The sequence below is a fragment of the Micromonospora sp. ALFpr18c genome (assembly GCF_008868155.1).
GTDB lineage: Bacteria > Actinomycetota > Actinomycetes > Mycobacteriales > Micromonosporaceae > Micromonospora.
On record NZ_WBKR01000071.1, the window covers coordinates 1 to 17,352 of the forward strand.

Consider the following 17,352-nt stretch of genomic DNA (forward strand, 5'->3'; position numbering starts at 1 on the left):
GTACTTGCCGGCCCAGCCGACCAACTCGGTCCAGTCGTCCCCGGCGGCCCCGTTGCGGGACAACCCGGTGTCCGCCTTGAGCTGCACCACCGCCGGTACGCCGAGCAGGCGGGCGGCGTCGGCGATCGCGTGCAGGTGCGTCGTCGTGGACACGCCGACGTCGACGCCGGCGTTGATCAAGGCGCCGAAGTCGTCGGTCGGGCGGTGCAGCCAACTCAGCGTGGGCGCGGTCACGCCCGCGTCGCGCAGGGCCAACGCCTCGGCCGTCGAGGTCACCCCCAGCCAGCGGGCGCCGGCCCGCAGCGCCGCGTAAGCCACCTGCACCGCGCCGTGGCCGAACCCGTCGGCCTTCACCACGGCCATCAGGTCGGTGCCGGTGACCGACGCGATCGTCCGCACGTTGCCGGCGATGGCCCCGTGGTCGACCGTCGCCTCGGCCAGCGTGCTCATCCGGCCGCTCCCGCCCGGCGGGCGTGGGGCAGCGCGAACAGCCAGCGTGCGCGCACCGCCAGCAGCGCGCGGTGGATGCCCAGGCTCAGCCCGATCACCAGCCCGGTCAGCAGGATCGGGTAACCGAGGACGAGCAGGTCCTGGGCGGGCCGTTCCAGCCCGGAGACCGGTACGACCAGCACCTGGTGCAGCAGGGCCAGCTGGGCGCCGAGCACCGCCATCGTGGTGAGCGCGAGAACGTAGCCGCTCGAGGTCAGCAGGAGACGGCGTCGGCTGGCGGTGTCCGCCCACCGGTGCACCTGCGGTCGCAGGTACAGGCCGGCGAGGAAGAAGACCAGGTTCTGGTAGACGCCGGCGCGGTTGCCCGGCGTGTCGAGCAGGCCGGCGGCGGCGACCGCGGACAGCGCCGCGGCGGGCACGAGGACCAGCGCCCGGGGCACCCGGAGGGTCGCCTTGGCGATCGTGAAGTACAGCGCCAGGGCGTACAGGTACCAGAGGTTGGACGGGGTGACAGTCAACTGCTCCAGCAGGCCGGCGGGCGAGGTGGCGCGGTCGGTCGGCAGATCCGGGGCGGCGGCGAGGATCGCGGTGTGGATCAGCAGCCAGACGATGTACAGGTAGAGGAACCCGGCGATGCGGCTGCGTGCGACGACCCGCCACGGCCGCTGGGCGGCGTTCGCCGCGAAGACGCCGGAGATGGTGAAGAACAGCGGCATCCGCAGCGGCAGGAACTGCTCGCCGAGCGTTCCCCACAGGCCCGGCACCGGCACGCCGACGTGCCAGTCGATCTGCAGGTAGTCCTTGACGACGACGTGCCACCCGACGACGAGGATGACGCAGACGCCCTTCGCGGCGTCGGCCCACTCCGCCCGGTGCGACCGACCCGCGGCGGCGTCGGCGGTCCCGCTCGGTTGCCGGTGGCCGGGCCGGACGCGCGGCGCGACGGCGGCGGGCCGGGGTGCGGTGGGAGACAGCTGTCGGGTCACGCAGCCGAAGGTGCCAGCCGGATATCCGCGCGTGATCCACGAATTGTCATGAACCGGTAATGGAGTCGGCCGCCGTGGCGATGCTGATCACCATCCGCGCGGGTCCACTAGGCTCGACCCGGAGGTGCCGAACATGAAGCTCGGGTTGCACTACTGGAACTACTCCGTCCCGGCGCAGCCGGCGGCGATCGCACCGACCCTGGCGGAGACCGCCACCATCGCCGAGCAGGCCGGCGTCGCGTCGTTCACGGTGATGGACCACTTCTTCCAGATGGATGCGGTGTTCGCGGCCGAGGAGCCGATGCTGGAGGCGTACACCACGCTGGGCTACGTGGCCGCGAGGACGCAGCGGATGACGCTGGGTGTGCTGGTCACCGGCGTGATGTACCGGTATCCGGGGTTGCTCGCCAAGACCGTGACGACCCTCGACGTGCTGTCCGGCGGCCGGGCCCGCCTCGGTATCGGCGCATCCTGGTACGAGCGGGAACAGCTCGGGCTGGGCGTGCCCGTGGTGCCGGTGGCCGAGCGGTTCGAGCGGCTGGAGGAGACGCTGCGCATCTGCCGGCAGATGTGGAGTGACGACGACGGTCCGTTCAACGGACGGCACTACCAGCTCGCCGAGACCATCAACTCGCCGCAGCCGCTGAGCCGCCCGCACCCGCCCATCATGATCGGGGGTGGCGGCGAGAAGAAGACCCTGCTGCTGGTGGCCCGGTACGCCGACGCCTGCAACCTGTTCGGTAGGGACCAGGGCGCCGACGGGGTGGCGCACAAGTTGGACGTGCTGCGCGGGCACTGCGCCGCCGAGGGCCGCGACTACGACAGCATCGAGAAGACGGTGCTGGCCGCCCGGCCGCCACTGGAGGATCTGGACGGGTTCCTCGCCGAGGTGTCCGACTACGCCGCGCTCGGTGTCAGCGAGGTGCAGGTCACGCCGGATCGGGATCCGGTGGAGTTCGCCCAGCGGCTCGGTGCCGAGGTGCTGCCCCGGTTGGCCGACATCGGCTGACACCACCGGGCGCCCGGGCCGTCCATCGTGAACGGCCGGCCAATTCCCGGTGGAATTGCTGGTGTGTACCACCGTTTCCGCCGGCGATGGTGAGGGTCACACAAAGTGTTGCGGTGCCCGCCGGGAATTGTTTTCCCGGCGGGCCGGGTGCCGCAGATGTCACCACTTCTTGTTACCGATCGGTATGAAGTCTTGGAGTTGCTCGGCCAGGGTGGAATGGGTCGGGTGTGGAAAGCCCGCGACCGAATGCTTCAGTGCGACGTCGCCATCAAGGAAATCGTTCCACCGCCCGGGCTGACCGACGAGGCTCGGCAGGAATTGCGGATCCGCTCGCTTCGGGAGGCGCGGGCGATCGCGCGACTCGACCACGTCAACGTCGTGCGGGTCTTCGACGTGTTGCTGGGCGCCGATGGCGACCCGCAGATCGTGATGGAGTACGTGCGGCGATGCACGCCCGCCAGCGCACCTTCACGACGGCGAAGCGGAAGGGCTGCGCCATCGTCTGGTCGACGCCCGAGGCCGCCTGGGACGCGGACGCGTTCCAGGACATCACCTCCGGCTTCCGGCCGGCGTCGGCGGCGGGCGGGGCCACCCCGTCCGCCAGGCCCGACCCCAGCGTCTCGCCCACGCCGGGCGCTCCACCCGTGCGGTCCGCTCGCGGCTCGTCGGGATGGCGAGCAACCGGTGCCTGGACATCACGGCACCGGACTCACCGGACCCCGTCCGGCCGCGACTCTTCGACTGCCGGGACGACCGCGCCCGCAACCAGCTCTGGACGATGCGGCCGGACGGCAGCGTGCAGTTGGGCGGCCGCTGTCTGGACGTTGCTCGGTGCGTCCAGCGACGCCGGAGCGGCGATCCAGCTCACCACCTGCAACACGACCCCCGCGCAGCGGTTCACCCTGAGCGAGGGTCGGCAACTGGTCAACGCGCACAGCGGACTGTGCCTGGGCACGGTCGGCCAGAGCACCGCGAACGGCGCGTAGCTCGAACAGCGCGGCTGCACCCCCGGCACGTCTCATCTGCGGTGGACGCGGCGCTGACAGCGGGCGAGGGCTGACCTCCACCAGTGGTGGAGGTCAGCCCTCGCCAACGGTCGACGGGGTCAGGCCACCGAGGCGGGGAACCGTTCCCACACCCGGTGCGCGGCCATCAGCTCCCGCACCGCCGTCAGGGTCTCGGCGCCGGAATCCGCCGTGACGATGCCGGGCGTGCCGACCACTCCGGCCTGCTCCAGCACGGTGACGCCGCCGCCCCAGGCGCCGATCGCCTTGACGTGGCGCCAGCACTCCTCGACGAGGAGCAGCACGCGCGGATCCACGGTCGACGGGCCCGGGCGGCCCGCCTTGGCGTCCCGGGCCGGCATCGCGTCCGGCGCGGGCGCCGGCGCCCCGGCCAGCAGGAGCGCGTCGAACTCGACCGACCGTCCGGTGGCGAAGGTGCGCTGCACCGGCAGGTCACCGACCATGCCGCCGTGCGGGGCGATCAGCAGCGGCACCATGCCGGCCTCGAACACGGCCCGGCGGACGTGGTCGACCCCGTCCAGGTCACCGTCGGGGTCGACGACGATGCCGACGGTACGGCCGTCGGTGGGCCACTCCTGACCGACCTGCGACAGCGCGGGGCTGGGCGTGACGTCGGCGAGCGGCACGGTCGGCTGCGGCGCGGGCAGACCCAGGCCGGTGGCGACCTGCGCGCACAGCACCGGGTCGATGTTGGCGAGGCTCTGCAGCTGGCGTTCCTTGATCGCCTGGTGGTAACACTTGCCCAGCTCGAAGGTGTAGGCACGGATGATGTGCTCCTGCTCGACCGGCGACATGCTCAGCCAGAACAGGCGGACCTGGCTGTAGTGGTCGTCGAAGGAGGCCGGGTTGGCACGGACCTTGGGCGCCTGCGCCACCGTCACCGGCACGTCGAGGAACGCGTCCTCGGCGTCGCCGGCGGGCAGCGGGTTGCCACCGTCGAGCGAGTTCGGCCGGTACGGTGCCACGCCCGCGTGCACGGCCTGCTGGTGGAAGCCGTCGCGCAGCATGTCGTTCACCGCCGCGTGCGGGCGGTTGATCGGGATCTGCGAGAAGTTGGGGCCGCCCAGCCGGGTGAGCTGCGTGTCGACGTACGAGAAGAGCCGGCCCTGCAGCAGCGGGTCGTTCGTGACGTCGATGCCCGGCGGCAGGTGGCCCAGGTGGAAGGCGACCTGCTCGGTCTCGGCGAAGAAGTTCGTCGGCGTGCGGTTGAGGACGAGCCGTCCGATCGGCTGGACCTCCGCCAACTCCTCCGGCACGATCTTCGTCGGGTCCAGCAGGTCGATGCCGGCGAAGGTCTCCTCGGGGGTGTCGGGGAAGACCTGGATGCCCAGCTCCCACTCCGGGAACGCGCCGGCCTCGATCGCGTCGTAGAGGTCGCGTCGGTGGAAGTCCGGGTCCATGCCGCTGAGCATCTGCGCCTCCTCCCAGGTCAGGGAGTGCACGCCGAGCTTCGGCTTCCAGTGGAACTTGGCCAGCGCCGTCTCCCCGGCCTCGTTGACGAGGCGGAAGGTGTGCACGCCGAAGCCCTCCATCGTCCGGTACGAGCGCGGGATGCCCCGGTCGGACATGTTCCAGATGGTGTGGTGCTGCGCCTCGGTGTGCAGGGAGACGAAGTCCCAGAAGGTGTCGTGGGCGCTCTGCGCCTGGGGGATCTCGCGGTCGGGGTGCGGCTTGCCGGCGTGGATGATGTCGGGGAACTTGATCGCATCCTGGATGAAGAAGACCGGCATGTTGTTGCCGACCAGGTCGAAGGTGCCCTCGTCGGTGTAGAACTTCGTCGCGAAGCCACGGGTGTCGCGGACCGTGTCGGCCGACCCGCGCGAGCCGAGGACGGTGGAGAACCGTACGAAGACCTCCGTCTCCCGGCCCTTCTTCAGGAAGCCGGCCCGGGTGACCGCCTCGGCGGTGCCGTAGGCGGTGAACACGCCGTGCGCGCCGGCGCCGCGCGCGTGCACCACGCGCTCCGGAATGCGCTCGTGGTCGAAGTGCGTGATCTTCTCGCGTAGGTGGTGGTCCTGGAGCAGGACCGGGCCGCGGGGTCCGGCCTTGAGCGAGTGGTCGGTGTCGCGCAGTCGCGCCCCGTTGGCGGTGGTCAGGTAGGCGCCCTGCTGGCCGTTCGCGGTCGCCGGCGCGCCGGTCTCGGCACCGGTGGGCGTACGGGTCTGCGGTGCGCCCTGTTCCGGCTTGGGCGGCAGCGGGTCGTGCGGGGTTGTCGGCTCCTCGATCGTCGGGGGCGCGCTGCCGGGCGCGCCCGGGACGTCCGGCGTGAGGGCGTCGGCGAACTTGTCTGAGGCTGTCTTCACGGCGTTCTTGACCGCCTCGGCGGGCTTGCTGGAATCCACTGGACGTACCCCTCCATGGAGCGCTTACGAGCAGGCGAGAGCCCTGCTACCCCTGGTCAGAGGGTCAAAACACAATCGATGCCGCAGGACTGGTGATTTCACCGATGCGTGGCCCGGCGGCGCGGTCAAAACTGACGCACGTCGATATCCCTCGACTCTAGGGAGTGCCCGACGTGTCGTCACCAACCACCACCCGTCCCCGTTCCATGGCCGCCCGGCTCGGGCTGGCCGCCGTACTGGTCGCCGGAGCCGTCCTGGCCGGTCCGTCCGGCGTCGCGCAGGCCGCCGGCCCGTACGAGCGTGGTCCCGCCCCGACCACCGCGATCCTGGAGGCCAGTCGCGGTCCCTTCGCCACCGCCTCGCAGAGTGTCTCGTCGCTCAGCGTCACCGGCTTCGGCGGCGGCGTCATCTACTACCCGACCAGCACCAGCGAGGGCACCTTCGGCGCCATCGCCATCTCGCCCGGCTATACCGCCGCCTGGTCGAGCATCAGCTGGCTCGGACCGCGGATCGCCTCGCACGGTTTCGTGGTGATCGGCATCGAGACCAACACCCGGTTGGACCAGCCGGACAGCCGGGGCCGGCAGCTGCTCGCCGCGCTGGACTACCTCACCGAGCGCAGTTCGGTGCGCAGCCGGATCGACAGCAGTCGGCTCGCCGTGGCCGGCCACTCGATGGGTGGCGGGGGCAGCCTGGAGGCGGCCTCGGCTCGACCGTCGTTGCAGGCGGCGGTGCCGTTGGCGCCGTGGAACCTGGACAAGAGCTGGTCCGAGGTGCGGGTGCCGACACTGATCATCGGTGGCGAGAGCGACACCGTCGCTCCGGTCGCGTCGCATTCGGTGCCGTTCTACACCAGCATCCCGTCCTCCTCCGAGAAGGCGTACCTGGAGCTGAACGGCGCGAGCCACTTCTTCCCGCAGACGGTGAACACGCCGACCGCGCGGCAGATGGTGGCCTGGCTGAAGCGCTTCGTCGACGACGACACCCGCTACGAGCAGTTCCTCTGCCCCGGGCCGAGTGGCTCGCAGATCGAGGAGTACCGCAACACCTGCCCCAGCGCCTGAGCGGGGATCCGGGGCGGTCGCCGACGGCGGCCGCCCCGTCCGCGTCGGATCATCGAAGGTCTTGACGCCGTACCCGAGAAACGTACACTGCGAGTGTAAATAACACCCGCCACGGCAGAGGGATGGGTGATGGAGCGCGGCCTCGAACTGCACCACATCGGCGTCCGTTTCGGCGGCCTCACCGCCCTCGACGACGTCTCCCTGCGGGTGCCACCCAACCGGGTGGTGGGCGTGATCGGGCCCAACGGCGCCGGCAAGACCACGCTGTTCAACGTGATCTGCGGATTCGTCGCACCGCACACGGGTTCGCTCACCCTCGACGGCCGGCCGCTGCGGCCACGGCCGCACCAGCTGACCCGGCTCGGCATCGCCCGGACCCTGCAGGGGACCGGGCTCTTCGCCGGGCTCACCGTGCTGGAGAACGTGCTGACCGGCGCCTCACACACCGCGCGGGCCGGCTTCGCCACGGCGCTGTTCGGCCTGCCCGCCAGTGACCGCGACGAACGGCGGCTGCGCCGGCAGGCCCTGGACATCCTCGACGATCTCGGCATCGCCCAGCACGCCGAGGCCGCGCCGGGCACGCTGCCCTTCGCCGTACGCCAGCGGGTCGCCCTGGCCCGCGCGCTCGCCGCGCGGCCCCGGCTGCTGCTGCTCGACGAGCCTGCCGGTGGCCTCGGCGGCGACGACATCGACGAGCTGGCCGAGCTGGTCCGCGAGTTGCCCCGTCGGGACACCGATCCCTGCGCGGTGCTGCTGGTCGAGCACCACATGGACCTGGTGATGGCCGTCTGCGACGACCTCGTCGTGCTCGACTTCGGTCGGGTGATCGCCGCCGGCACGCCGGAGGAGATCCGCGACGACCCGGCGGTCACCGACGCCTATCTCGGCGCCACGCTCGAGGAAGCCTCATGAGCGCACCGGACCTGCTCGTGGTGCGTGGTCTGGTGGCCGGCTACGGGGCCGCGCCCGTGCTGCGGGCCGTCGACCTCACCGTCGCGGCGGGCACGATCGCCGCCGTCGTCGGTGCCAACGGCGCGGGCAAGACCACCCTGCTGCGGGCGCTGTCCGGCATGATCCGCCCGGCCGCCGGCCAGGTCGTCCTCGCCGGGGAGGACCTGCGCGGTACGCCGGTGGAGCAGCTCGTCCGGCGGGGCATGGCGCACGTGCCGGAGGGGCGGGGCGTGATCAGCGAGCTGACCGTCGACGAGAACCTGCGCCTCGGCGGGTTGTGGCGGCGTGACCGGGCCGACGCGGGCCGCGCCCTCGACGAGGTCTACGAGCTGTTCGAGCCGCTCGCCCGCCGCCGCCGGCACCTCGGTCACCAGCTCTCCGGCGGCGAGCGGCAGATGCTCGCGCTGGGTCGGGCCCTGGTCGGTCGGCCCCGACTGCTGCTGCTCGACGAGCCGTCGCTCGGCCTGGCGCCCCGGGTGGTCGCCCGGACGATGGCCCTGCTGCGCCAGTTGCGCGACCGGACCGGCCTGACCGTGCTGCTGGTCGAACAGAACGTGCGCAGCGCGCTCGCCGTCGCCGACCAGGGCGTCGTGATGTCCCTCGGCCAGGTCGTGATCGCCGCACCGGCCGCCAGGCTGCGCGACGACGTCGACCTGCGCCACGCGTACCTCGGTTTCTGACCACCACCTCGTCCCCCGGAGGGAGGACTGTTGGACCGCTTCGTCTTCCTCACCGTCGACGGCCTGTCCCGGGGCGCGGTGTACGCCGCGTTCGCGCTGGCCCTGGTGCTCATCTGGCGGGCGGCGCGGGTCGTCAACTTCGCCCAGGGGGCGATGGCCGTCGCCGCCGCGTACGTCGCCTACTCGGTGTCCGCGGCGACCGGCTCGTACTGGTTGGGCTTCGGCGTGGCGATCGTCGCCGGGCTGCTGCTGGGCGCGGTGGTGGACCGCGTCGTGATGCGCCACGTCGACCACGCCTCGCCACTCAACCCGGTGATCGTCGCGCTCGGGCTGGTGCTGCTGATCCAGGCCGTCCTGGGCATGGTGTACGGCAACGAGTTCCGTCCCGCCGAGGCACCGTTCGGCAGATCCGCCCTCACCGTGGGCGGCGTCGCGGTGCTGTCGCCGTACGACCTGTTCGTCTTCGCCACGATCGGTGTGGTGGTCAGCGGCCTGGCCTGGATGTTCGCCCGTACCCCGGTCGGCCTGCGGATGCGCGCGGCGGCCTTCGCGCCCGAGGTGTCCCGTCTGCTCGGGGTCAACGTCGGTGGGATGTTGACGCTCGGCTGGGCGCTCGCCTCCGGTGTCGGCGCGCTGGCCGCCATGCTGGTCATCCCGACCGAGCTGGGGCTGCATCCGCACGCCATGGACCTGGTCTTCGTCTCGGCGTTCACCGCGGCGGTGGTCGGCGGGCTGGACAGCCCACCAGGGGCGGTGGTCGGCGGTCTGGTGGTGGGCCTGCTGCTCTCGTACGTCAGCGGCTACGCCGGCAGCGACCTCACCCCCCTGGCGGTGCTGGTCCTGCTGCTGGCGGTGCTGCTGGTCCGGCCCGGCGGGCTGTTCGCCCCGGTCGCGGCGAGGCGGGTGTGAGCGCCACCGGGGCGGTCCTGCCGCCGAAGAACCGGCCGGCCGCCACGGGTGACCGACCGGTCGACCGGCGACGCGGCTCCACCCTGCTGCGTCACCTCGCCGTCGTGCTCGTCGTCGGGCTGCTGCTGGTGGCGGTCAGCTACACCGTCGAGCCGTTCCGCAACTTCCAGCTGGCCACGGTGGCCGCCTACCTCTGCGCGACCGCCGGGTTGACCGTCCTCACCGGGCTCAACGGCCAGCTCTCGCTCGGGCACGGCGCGTTGATGGCCACCGGGGCGTACACGGTGGCGCTGTGCCAGAACGCCTTCGCCGACCGGGGGATGACCGGCGGCTGGCTCCTGCCGCTCTCGCTCGGCGCGGCGATCGTCAGCACGGTCGCGGTCGGTGCGGTGGTCGGTGTGGCGGCGGCTCGACTGCGCGGCCCCTACCTGGCCGGGGTCACCCTCGCCGTGGCCGTGGTCGTGCCGGCGCTGGCCGTCACCTTCGACGGCGTGTTCAACGGTGAGCAGGGGCTGTCGGTGCCGGTGGAGCCACCGCCGCTGGCGCTCGGCCCGTACTTCCCCTATGAGCGCTGGCAGCTCTGGGTCACCGGCGCGGCCACCCTGCTCGCGATGCTGCTGCTGGCGAACCTGATCCGCAGCCGGTACGGGCGCACGTTCCGGGCGGTCCGCGACGACGAGGTGGCGGCGCGCCTCGCCGGCATCCACGTGGCCCGCACCCAGGTCCTCGCGTTCGTGGTCAGCGCCGCCACCGCCGGGCTCGGCGGCGCGCTGCTGGCGGTGCTCGCGCAGAGCGTCTCGCCCGGCGCGTTCTCGCTGACCCTGTCGCTGTTCCTGCTGATGGCCGTGGTGATCGGTGGGTTGGGTCGGCTCACCGGGGCGTTGTGGGGGGCCGTGCTGCTCGTGGCCCTGCCCGATCTCACCCACTCGCTCACCGAGCTGCTCACCCTCTCGCCCGCGGTGGCGCAGCGGCTGGAGGGCAACCTCCCGCTGGCGATCTTCGGACTCACCCTGATCGTCGTCATGATCGCCGCCCCCGGCGGTGTGCAGGGTCTGCTGTCGCGTCTCGGCCGGGCGCTGTCGGCCCGATGGTCGGCCCGGCGTTCCTGAGCTGTCCTCGGTCCGGCCTCGGCCGGGCGCCCCACCACCACACCGTTCCCGACAGTCATCACCGAGAAAGGTCGGTGTTCTCCATGCACCGTACGGCACAACGCGGTCTCGCGATCGTCAGCACCATCGCCCTGTTGGTCGCCGCCGCCGGCTGTGGCGGCGACGACGGCCCCGGCTCCGGCGGGGCGTCGGTGCCGGGCGTCACCGACACCGAGATCGTCGTCGGCACCCACATGCCCCTGACCGGTCCGGCCTCGGCCGGCTACTCCAAGATCGCCCCGGCGACGAAGGCGTACTTCGACTACGTCAACGCGGCCGGCGGCGTGCACGGTCGGAAGATCACCTACAAGGTCATGGACGACGGCTACAACCCGGCGAACACCCAGCAGGTGGTCCGCCAGCTCGTCCTGCAGGACAAGGTCTTCGCCATCCTCAACGGCCTCGGTACGCCGACGCACACCGGAGTGCTCGACTTCCTCAAGAGCAACCGGGTGCCGGATCTCTTCGTCGCCTCCGGCAGCCGCAGCTGGGACCAGCCGGACAAGTATCCGGGCACGTTCGGGTTCAACCCGGACTACACGGTCGAGGGCAAGATCCTCGCCAACTACGCGAAGGCGAACCTGGCCGGGCAGAAGGTCTGCTTCCTCGGCCAGGACGACGACTTCGGCCGCGACAGCCTGGCCGGCGTGGAGAAGGTGCTCGGTGCCGGGGCGGTGGCGGTCAAGCAGACGTACGTCACCAGCAACACCAACGTGGCGCCGCAGATCGGCGCGTTCAAGGCGGCCGGTTGCCAGGTCGTGGTGCTCGCCACCGTGCCAGGCTTCACCGCGCTCTCCATCGGCACCGCGGCGCGGTTGGGTTTCAAACCGCAGTGGCTGGTCTCCAACGTCGGTGCCGACCACCCGACCCTCGCCAAGCAGCTCGGCGCCGCCGCTGCGCTGTTGGAGGGCATGGTCGGCACCAACTACCTGCCGATGCAGAACGACACGGCGAACCCGTGGATCCAGCTCTTCACGAAGGTCAACAAGACGCACAACGGGGACGCGCCGTTCGACGGCAACACCGTCTACGGCATGTCGGTCGGCTACCTGTTCGTGCAGGCGCTGCTCGCCGCGGGTAAGGATCTCACCCGGGAGAATATGCTCGAGGCCGTGCAGAAGGGCGGCTTCCAGGGCCCCGGGCTGGTGCCGCTGCGTTTCTCTGCCACCGACCACTCCGGCTACGGCGGCCAGCGGCTGAGCCGGGTGAGCGGGGGAGTGCAGAGCTACTTCGGGCCGGCGTACGAGACCGACGAGGCGGACGGGCCGGTCAACGAGTACACCGCCGCACCGGTGGCGCCACCCGCGAACGGGGTGCCGACCGTCTCCTGACGACCCGTAGCACCGGCAGTCGACCGGGTGTGGCCGCGCGTGACCACACCCGGTCGTCCTGCTGCGCCCGTCCCGGCGCAGAGGTGGGACGGTCGTTGACCGAGAGAGATCAGCCCTCCTACTATCCGCACCATGACTGCAAATACACGTCGGATCGTCACCGTCACCGGCCAGCACCGGCTGATCATCGACTGTCTAGACTCGGCGATGCGTCGGGGGGCGCCGTGGCGGTGAGGGGGCGGAGGCGGATGGAGACGGTCGAGGTGCCGGGCCGCGTCGACGGGCGGACCGCCCGCGCCGAGCGCACCCGTGCGGCCATCGTCGAGGCGCACCTCGCCCTCATCTCCGAGGGTGACCTGCGTCCGACCGGGGAGCGCATCGCCGAACGGGCCGGCATCTCGCTGCGGACGCTCTGGACCAACTTCAAGGACATGGAGACCCTGTTCGAGGCCAGCGGTGCCGAGGTGCTCCGCCAGCAGGACGCCGCCTACCGGCCGATCGCGCCCGGGTTGCCGCTGGTGAAGCGTGTCGACGCGTACTGCCGGCAGCGGGCCCGGCTGCTCCAGCTCATCGCGCCGTCGGCGCGGGCCGCCCAGATGCGGGAGCCGGTGTCGGACCAGCTGCACCGCAACCGCCTCAAGCACATCGACCGGGTCCGCGAGGAGGTCGAGCAGCTCTTCGCCGCCGAGCTGGCGCGCGCCGGACGGGGGCGCGACCAGCTGCTCAACGCGCTGGTGGTGGCGAGCACATGGTCGTCCTGGTCGATGCTGCGCGACGGCCTCGGGCTGGGCGTGGACCCGGCCCGCGCGGTGATGGCGCGTACGGTCGGCGCCCTGCTGGCCGAGGTGTCGGCCGACTGATCCCGGCGTCGCCCCCTCTTTCCATCCGGTTACCGGTGGGTCACACTGGGACGCATGGTTACTGCATCAAGAGTGCAATTAACCGTGCTGCATGGCCGGGACGACGAGTGCCGGGCCATTCGGGGCCTGCTCGACGGCATCACCGACGGCGGCGGATCCCTGCTGCTGCACGGTGAGCCCGGATCGGGTCGTACCGCCCTGGTCGGCCACGCCCACCGGCACGTCGAGGGCCACACCACCACCGTGCTCGCCGGCACCGGGCTCGCCGAGGAGGCCGGGTTGCCGTACGCCGGCCTGCAACGCCTGCTCGATCCGCTGCTCGACCGGACCGCCGCCCTGCCGAAGGAGCACCGCCACCTGCTGCGGCGGGCGCTGGGCGGGCAGGACTGCCCGAGCGATCGTCAACTCGCGCTCTCGATGGCGGTGCTCGGCCTGCTCGCCGCCGCGGCCCGGGACCGTCCGCTGCTGGTGACGATGGATGACGTCGACCGAGGAGACCCGCAGACCGGGCGGGTGCTGGCCTTCGTGGCCCGCCGCCTGCGGCGGGTGCCGGTCGTCGTCCTGCTCACCGCCGACCTCACCGCCAGCATCGACGGGATAGCGGCGCACCGACTGCGACCGCTGACCGGGCAGGAGAGCGCCGCCGTCCTCACCGACCGGCTCCGGCTGCGCCGCGAACGACAGGGCGGTGTCGTCGACCACGACCGGCTGCCCGAGCGGCCCGCCCCGCCGGCGGTCGCCGCCCTCGGCGTGGTCGGCGGCGGTAACCCGCAGGCCCTGGTGGACCTCGCCGACGTGCTCACCCCGGGCCAGTGGCGGGCCGAGGAGCCGCTGCCCACCGCGCCACCGACCGACGGCGCGCTGGCCCGCTCCTACCGGGCCCGGCTGGACCGGCTGTCGCCGTCCACCCGCCGGCTGCTGCTGCTCGCCGCATTGGACGAGGAGTACGGGCCGGCCGCCCCGACCCGGGCCGTGCGCGCCGCCGTGGAGGGGCTCGCGCCGGCGGAGGTCGGCGGCCTGGTCCGCGTCGAGCCGGGCGGCGTCACGTTCCACCAGCCGTTGGTCCGCGCCCTGGTCGTGGCCGGTGCGCCGCTCGCGCAGCGTCGGGCGGCGCACCGGTTGCTCGCCGGCGCACTCGATCCGCACGGGCAGCGCCTGCGCCGGGCGATGCACCTCGCCGCCGCGGCGGCGGGTGCCGACCCGGCCCTCGCCACCGAGCTGGAAGAGGCCGCGACCGCCGCGACGGGCGACTGGTCCACCGCCTCGGCCGCGCTCTGCCGGGCCGCCGAGCTCAGCGACGACCCGGGGCGCACGGCTGCCCGCCTGCTGTCCGCCGCCCACTACGCCTGGGCCGCCGGCCAACCCGGTCAGGCCCGCCTGCTGCTCGACCGCCTCCGCGGCGTCGGAGGTGCGGTGGCCGTCGAGGGGCGTGCGGCTCTGCTGCGCGGCGAGCTGGAACTGCGCTGCGACGCCGCCGCGGACGCCTCGGCCACCCTGCTCGCCGCCGCCGACGGGCTGGCCGGCACCGATCGCTTCCTGGCGCTGACCGGGCTCGTACGCGCGGGCGAGGCCGTCTGCTTCGGCGGCGACCAGTACCGGTACGCCGAGGTCGGCCGCCGGGCGGCGGCGCTGCGGCGTCCGGACGACCCGCCCGCCATGGAGCTGATGAGCTGTCTGGTCGCCGGTGTGGCGGCGACGCTGCGCGGCGACCACGAGCGGGCCGGCCCGGCACTGCGTCGGACGGTCGTGCTCGGCGGCCGGTTGACCGGCCCGTCGTTGACCCCCACCGCGCTCGCCTGTGCGGCGGCCGCCGGTCTGGTGGTCGCGGTCGACGGTGCCGCGCACCGGCTCGCCGAGCGCGCCGTCGCCCTGGCGCGGGAGCGGGGCGAACTGTCCATGCTGTCCCGGGCGCTGGAGTTGCGAGCGGTCGCCGAGTACTGGCTGGGACGGCACGAGACGGCGGCGGAGACCTCCCGCGAGGGGCTGCGGGTCGCGCGCGCCACCGGTCAGACCAACTGCGCCAACGTCCACCTGGGCATGCTCGCCGTGCTGGCCGCCGTGCGGGCCGACCGGGACACCAGTCTGCGACGGATCCGGGAGATCGGTGAGGCGCCGACACCGGGCAGCCGTCCGCACGCGCTCGCCGGGTGGGCGCTGGCGGTCCTCGACCTGGTCGACGGCCGGCACGCCGAGGCCGCGGCACGGCTGGCGTCGCTGGCCCGGCTGGGCACCGGCCGAGGCCAGGTGCTGGTGCAGGTGATGGCAACCCCGTACCTGGTCGAGGCGGCCGCCCATCTGGCCCACCGCCCGGCGGCGACGGCCGCACTCGCCGTGTTCGACAGGTGGGCCAGCAGCACCGCGAGCCCGTTGCGGCGGGCGCTGTCCGCCCGGTGTCACGCGTTGCTCGCACCCCGGGGCAGTGCCGAGGTCGAGCGGCAGTTTCTGACCGCGCTGCGGCTGCACCCGGCCGAGGCTGGCGCGTTCGAACGGGCGCGTACCGAGCTGCTCTTCGGCCAGGAGCTGCGCCGCAGCCGACGCCCCCGCGACGCCCGCGGGCACCTGCACCGCGCCCGCGAGACGTTCACCCTGCTCGGGGTGGGATGTTGGGGCGAGCAGGCCACGGCGGAGCTGCGCGCCGCCGGGGAGTCCGTCGGCCCGCCGGATCTGCCGGCGGCGCGGCTGCTGACCGGCCAGCAACTGCGGATCGCCCAACTGGTCGCCCAGGGGGCCACCAATCGGGAGATCGCGGCGCGGATGTTCCTGTCCACCCGTACGGTCGACCACCACCTGCGCAACGTGTTCCACCGGCTGGGCATCCGCTCCCGTACCGAGCTGGCCCGCGCGTTCGCGGACGAGCCGCACGCGGGCCGACGCCGGTGACGCCCGCTCGGACACCGTCCGGTCTGGACGACCTAAACTATCACCGCTAGTTTATGCGTCATGGAGCTCACCCTCTCCGCCGAACAGGCGGCGGTCCGGCAGCTCGCCGCCGAGTTCGCCGACCGGGAGCTGGTCCCGCACGCCGCCGAGTGGGACCGGCGCGAGTCGGTCGACCCGGCCATCGTCGGCAAGCTCGGCGAGCTGGGCTTCCTCGGGCTGACCATCGCCGAGTCCGACGGCGGCTCCGGCGGCGACCACCTCGCATACTGCCTCGTGCTGGAGGAACTCGGCCGGGGCGACTCGGCCGTGCGCGGCATCGTCTCGGTCTCCCTCGGCCTGGTCGCGAAGTCGATCGCCGCCCACGGCACCGCCGCGCAGCGGGCGCAGTGGCTGCCCCGGCTCTGCGCCGGCACCGCACTCGGCTGCTTCGCGCTGACCGAACCGGACAGCGGCTCGGACGCGGCCGCGCTGCGCACCCGCGCGGTCCGCGACGGCGACGACTGGCTGCTCACCGGCACCAAGACGTTCATCACCAACGGCACCACCGCCGACGTCGCGCTCGTCTTCGCCCGCACCGGCGGCCCCGGCCACCGGGGCGTCACCGCGTTCCTGGTGCCCACCGGCAGCGCCGGGCTGACCCGTCGGGAGATCCACGGCAAGCTCGGCCTGCGCGGGCAGGCCACCGGCGAGCTGCACCTCGACGAGGTCCGCGTGCCCGACGAGGCCCGCCTCGGTGTCGAGGGCGGCGGCTTCCGCCTGGCCCTGTCCACCCTGGCCAAGGGCCGGATGTCGGTGGCCGCCGGCTGCGTCGGCATCGCCCAGGGGTGTCTGGACGCCGCGGTCGGCTACGCCGGGCAGCGGACCCAGTTCGGCAAGCCGATCGCCGGCCACCAGCTCGTGCAGCAGTTGCTGGCCGCCATCGCGGTGGACACCGCCGCCGCCCGCCTGCTGGTGTGGAGGGTGGCCGACCTGATCGACCGGGACGAGCCGTTCGCCACCCCGAGGCGTCGATGGCCAAGCTCTTCGCCAGCGAGGCCGCCGTCCGCGCGGCCAACAACGCGGTCCAGGTCTTCGGGGGGTACGGCTACATCGACGAGTACCCGGTCGGCAAGTACCTGCGCGACGCCCGGGTCGCCACCCTCTACGAGGGCACCAGCCAGATCCAGCAACTCCTCATCGGACGCGCGCTCACCGGCGTCAACGCCTTCTAGTCCAAAGGACCCTCGGCATGCGAGTCTTCACCTCCCTCGACGAGCTGGCCACCGCAGTCGGCGAGACCCTCGGCCCCGGCCCCTGGCAGCGGATCGAGCAGAGCCGGGTCGACCTCTTCGCCGACGCCACCGACGACCACCAGTGGATCCACCTCGACCCGGTCCGGGCCGCGGCGGGGCCCTTCGGCGGGACGATCGCGCACGGCTACCTGACCCTGTCGATGCTGCCGGCACTGGCCGGCGGGCTCTACCGGGTCGACGGGGTGGCGATGGGGGTCAACTACGGCCTGAACCGGGTGCGGTTCCCCGCACCGGTCCGCGTCGGGGCGGCCGTCCGGGCCACCGTCACCTTCACCGAGGTGTCCCCGGTCAGCGGTGGGGTGCAGCTGGTCGCGACGGTCACCGTGGAGGCCGACAGCGGCGGCAAGCCCGTCTGCGTCGCCGAGACGGTCAGTCGGCTGTACCAGGGTGTGCCGCGCTGACCGCAGGGGGCGTGGCCGCCCCTT

15 protein-coding genes and 3 pseudogenes are annotated in these 17,352 nt (G+C 72.7%); 15 read left to right on the forward strand and 3 right to left on the reverse strand.

Translation table 11 applies throughout. The features are described from left to right. Together F8271_RS14980 and F8271_RS14985 are read right to left on the reverse strand one after the other, a co-directional pair. The coding region (locus tag F8271_RS14980; RefSeq protein WP_192580293.1) for an alanine racemase at positions 1-450 on the reverse strand (450 nt) is incomplete at its 3' end. Further along, complete coding sequence (locus F8271_RS14985) at positions 447-1,436, reverse strand: acyltransferase family protein (protein ID WP_225854551.1); 990 nt, start codon at positions 1,434-1,436, stop codon at positions 447-449. The genes F8271_RS14980 and F8271_RS14985, both read right to left, overlap by 4 nt. A gap of 133 nt (positions 1,437-1,569) precedes the next feature. Here F8271_RS14985 and F8271_RS14990 point away from each other — a divergent pair, with 133 nt between their 5' ends. The 4 genes and pseudogenes from F8271_RS14990 (at position 1,570) to F8271_RS33180 (ending at position 3,431) form a co-directional block, all read left to right on the forward strand. Continuing rightward, on the forward strand, positions 1,570-2,445 hold the full coding sequence (locus tag F8271_RS14990) for an LLM class F420-dependent oxidoreductase (protein ID WP_151490388.1): 876 nt from the start codon (positions 1,570-1,572) through the stop codon (positions 2,443-2,445). A gap of 156 nt (positions 2,446-2,601) precedes the next feature. Further along, positions 2,602-2,886 (forward strand): annotated as a pseudogene (locus tag F8271_RS14995) (protein kinase); the annotation flags it as partial. 229 nt (positions 2,887-3,115) lie between these two features. Further along, positions 3,116-3,214 (forward strand): annotated as a pseudogene (locus tag F8271_RS34200) (hypothetical protein); the annotation flags it as partial. Between the two features lie 55 nt (positions 3,215-3,269). After that, positions 3,270-3,431: an RICIN domain-containing protein gene (locus tag F8271_RS33180; RefSeq protein WP_151490389.1), complete on the forward strand. Its 162-nt coding sequence runs from the start codon at positions 3,270-3,272 to the stop codon at positions 3,429-3,431. A 119-nt stretch (positions 3,432-3,550) separates the two neighbouring features. Here the strand turns inward: F8271_RS33180 and F8271_RS15010 are convergent, their stop codons facing one another. Then, positions 3,551-5,812: a catalase gene (locus tag F8271_RS15010; RefSeq protein ID WP_151490390.1), complete on the reverse strand. Its 2,262-nt coding sequence runs from the start codon at positions 5,810-5,812 to the stop codon at positions 3,551-3,553. Positions 5,813-6,018: 206 nt separating this feature from the next. Here F8271_RS15010 and F8271_RS15015 point away from each other — a divergent pair, with 206 nt between their 5' ends. From F8271_RS15015 to F8271_RS15060, 11 genes and pseudogenes are all read left to right on the forward strand, one after another. Beyond that, positions 6,019-6,876 (forward strand): alpha/beta hydrolase, encoded by an 858-nt coding sequence (locus F8271_RS15015; protein WP_151490406.1) that lies wholly within the window; start codon positions 6,019-6,021, stop codon positions 6,874-6,876. Positions 6,877-7,005: 129 nt separating this feature from the next. After that, positions 7,006-7,788: an ABC transporter ATP-binding protein gene (locus tag F8271_RS15020; RefSeq protein WP_151490391.1), complete on the forward strand. Its 783-nt coding sequence runs from the start codon at positions 7,006-7,008 to the stop codon at positions 7,786-7,788. Then, positions 7,785-8,507: an ABC transporter ATP-binding protein gene (locus tag F8271_RS15025; protein WP_151490392.1), complete on the forward strand. Its 723-nt coding sequence runs from the start codon at positions 7,785-7,787 to the stop codon at positions 8,505-8,507. Before F8271_RS15020 ends, F8271_RS15025 begins: the two co-directional genes overlap by 4 nt. A 30-nt stretch (positions 8,508-8,537) precedes the next feature. Then, a complete protein-coding gene (locus F8271_RS15030) occupies positions 8,538-9,416 on the forward strand; it encodes a branched-chain amino acid ABC transporter permease (RefSeq protein WP_151490393.1) in 879 nt (292 codons plus the stop codon). Continuing rightward, the gene (locus tag F8271_RS15035; RefSeq protein WP_151490394.1) at positions 9,413-10,525 is read left to right on the forward strand and encodes a branched-chain amino acid ABC transporter permease; all 1,113 of its coding nucleotides are present in this window, start codon (positions 9,413-9,415) and stop codon (positions 10,523-10,525) included. Before F8271_RS15030 ends, F8271_RS15035 begins: the two co-directional genes overlap by 4 nt. Before the next feature lie 83 nt (positions 10,526-10,608). Continuing rightward, positions 10,609-11,895 (forward strand): ABC transporter substrate-binding protein, encoded by a 1,287-nt coding sequence (locus F8271_RS15040; RefSeq protein ID WP_151490395.1) that lies wholly within the window; start codon positions 10,609-10,611, stop codon positions 11,893-11,895. A 248-nt stretch (positions 11,896-12,143) separates the two neighbouring features. Continuing rightward, positions 12,144-12,755, forward strand: a complete 612-nt coding sequence (locus tag F8271_RS15045; RefSeq protein WP_151490396.1) for a TetR/AcrR family transcriptional regulator — start codon at positions 12,144-12,146, stop codon at positions 12,753-12,755. Positions 12,756-12,839: 84 nt separating this feature from the next. Further along, positions 12,840-15,635 carry a LuxR family transcriptional regulator gene (locus F8271_RS15050; RefSeq protein ID WP_225854552.1) on the forward strand — a complete coding sequence of 932 codons (2,796 nt, stop codon included), beginning with the start codon at positions 12,840-12,842 and terminating at the stop codon, positions 15,633-15,635. A gap of 60 nt (positions 15,636-15,695) precedes the next feature. After that, positions 15,696-16,568: pseudogene (locus tag F8271_RS15055) on the forward strand (acyl-CoA dehydrogenase family protein); the annotation flags it as partial. Positions 16,569-16,645: 77 nt separating this feature from the next. Then, positions 16,646-16,846: an acyl-CoA dehydrogenase family protein gene (locus tag F8271_RS33835; protein ID WP_255473698.1), complete on the forward strand. Its 201-nt coding sequence runs from the start codon at positions 16,646-16,648 to the stop codon at positions 16,844-16,846. A gap of 17 nt (positions 16,847-16,863) precedes the next feature. Beyond that, the gene (locus F8271_RS15060; protein WP_151490398.1) at positions 16,864-17,328 is read left to right on the forward strand and encodes a MaoC family dehydratase; all 465 of its coding nucleotides are present in this window, start codon (positions 16,864-16,866) and stop codon (positions 17,326-17,328) included. The last annotated feature ends 24 nt before the right edge of the window (positions 17,329-17,352 follow it).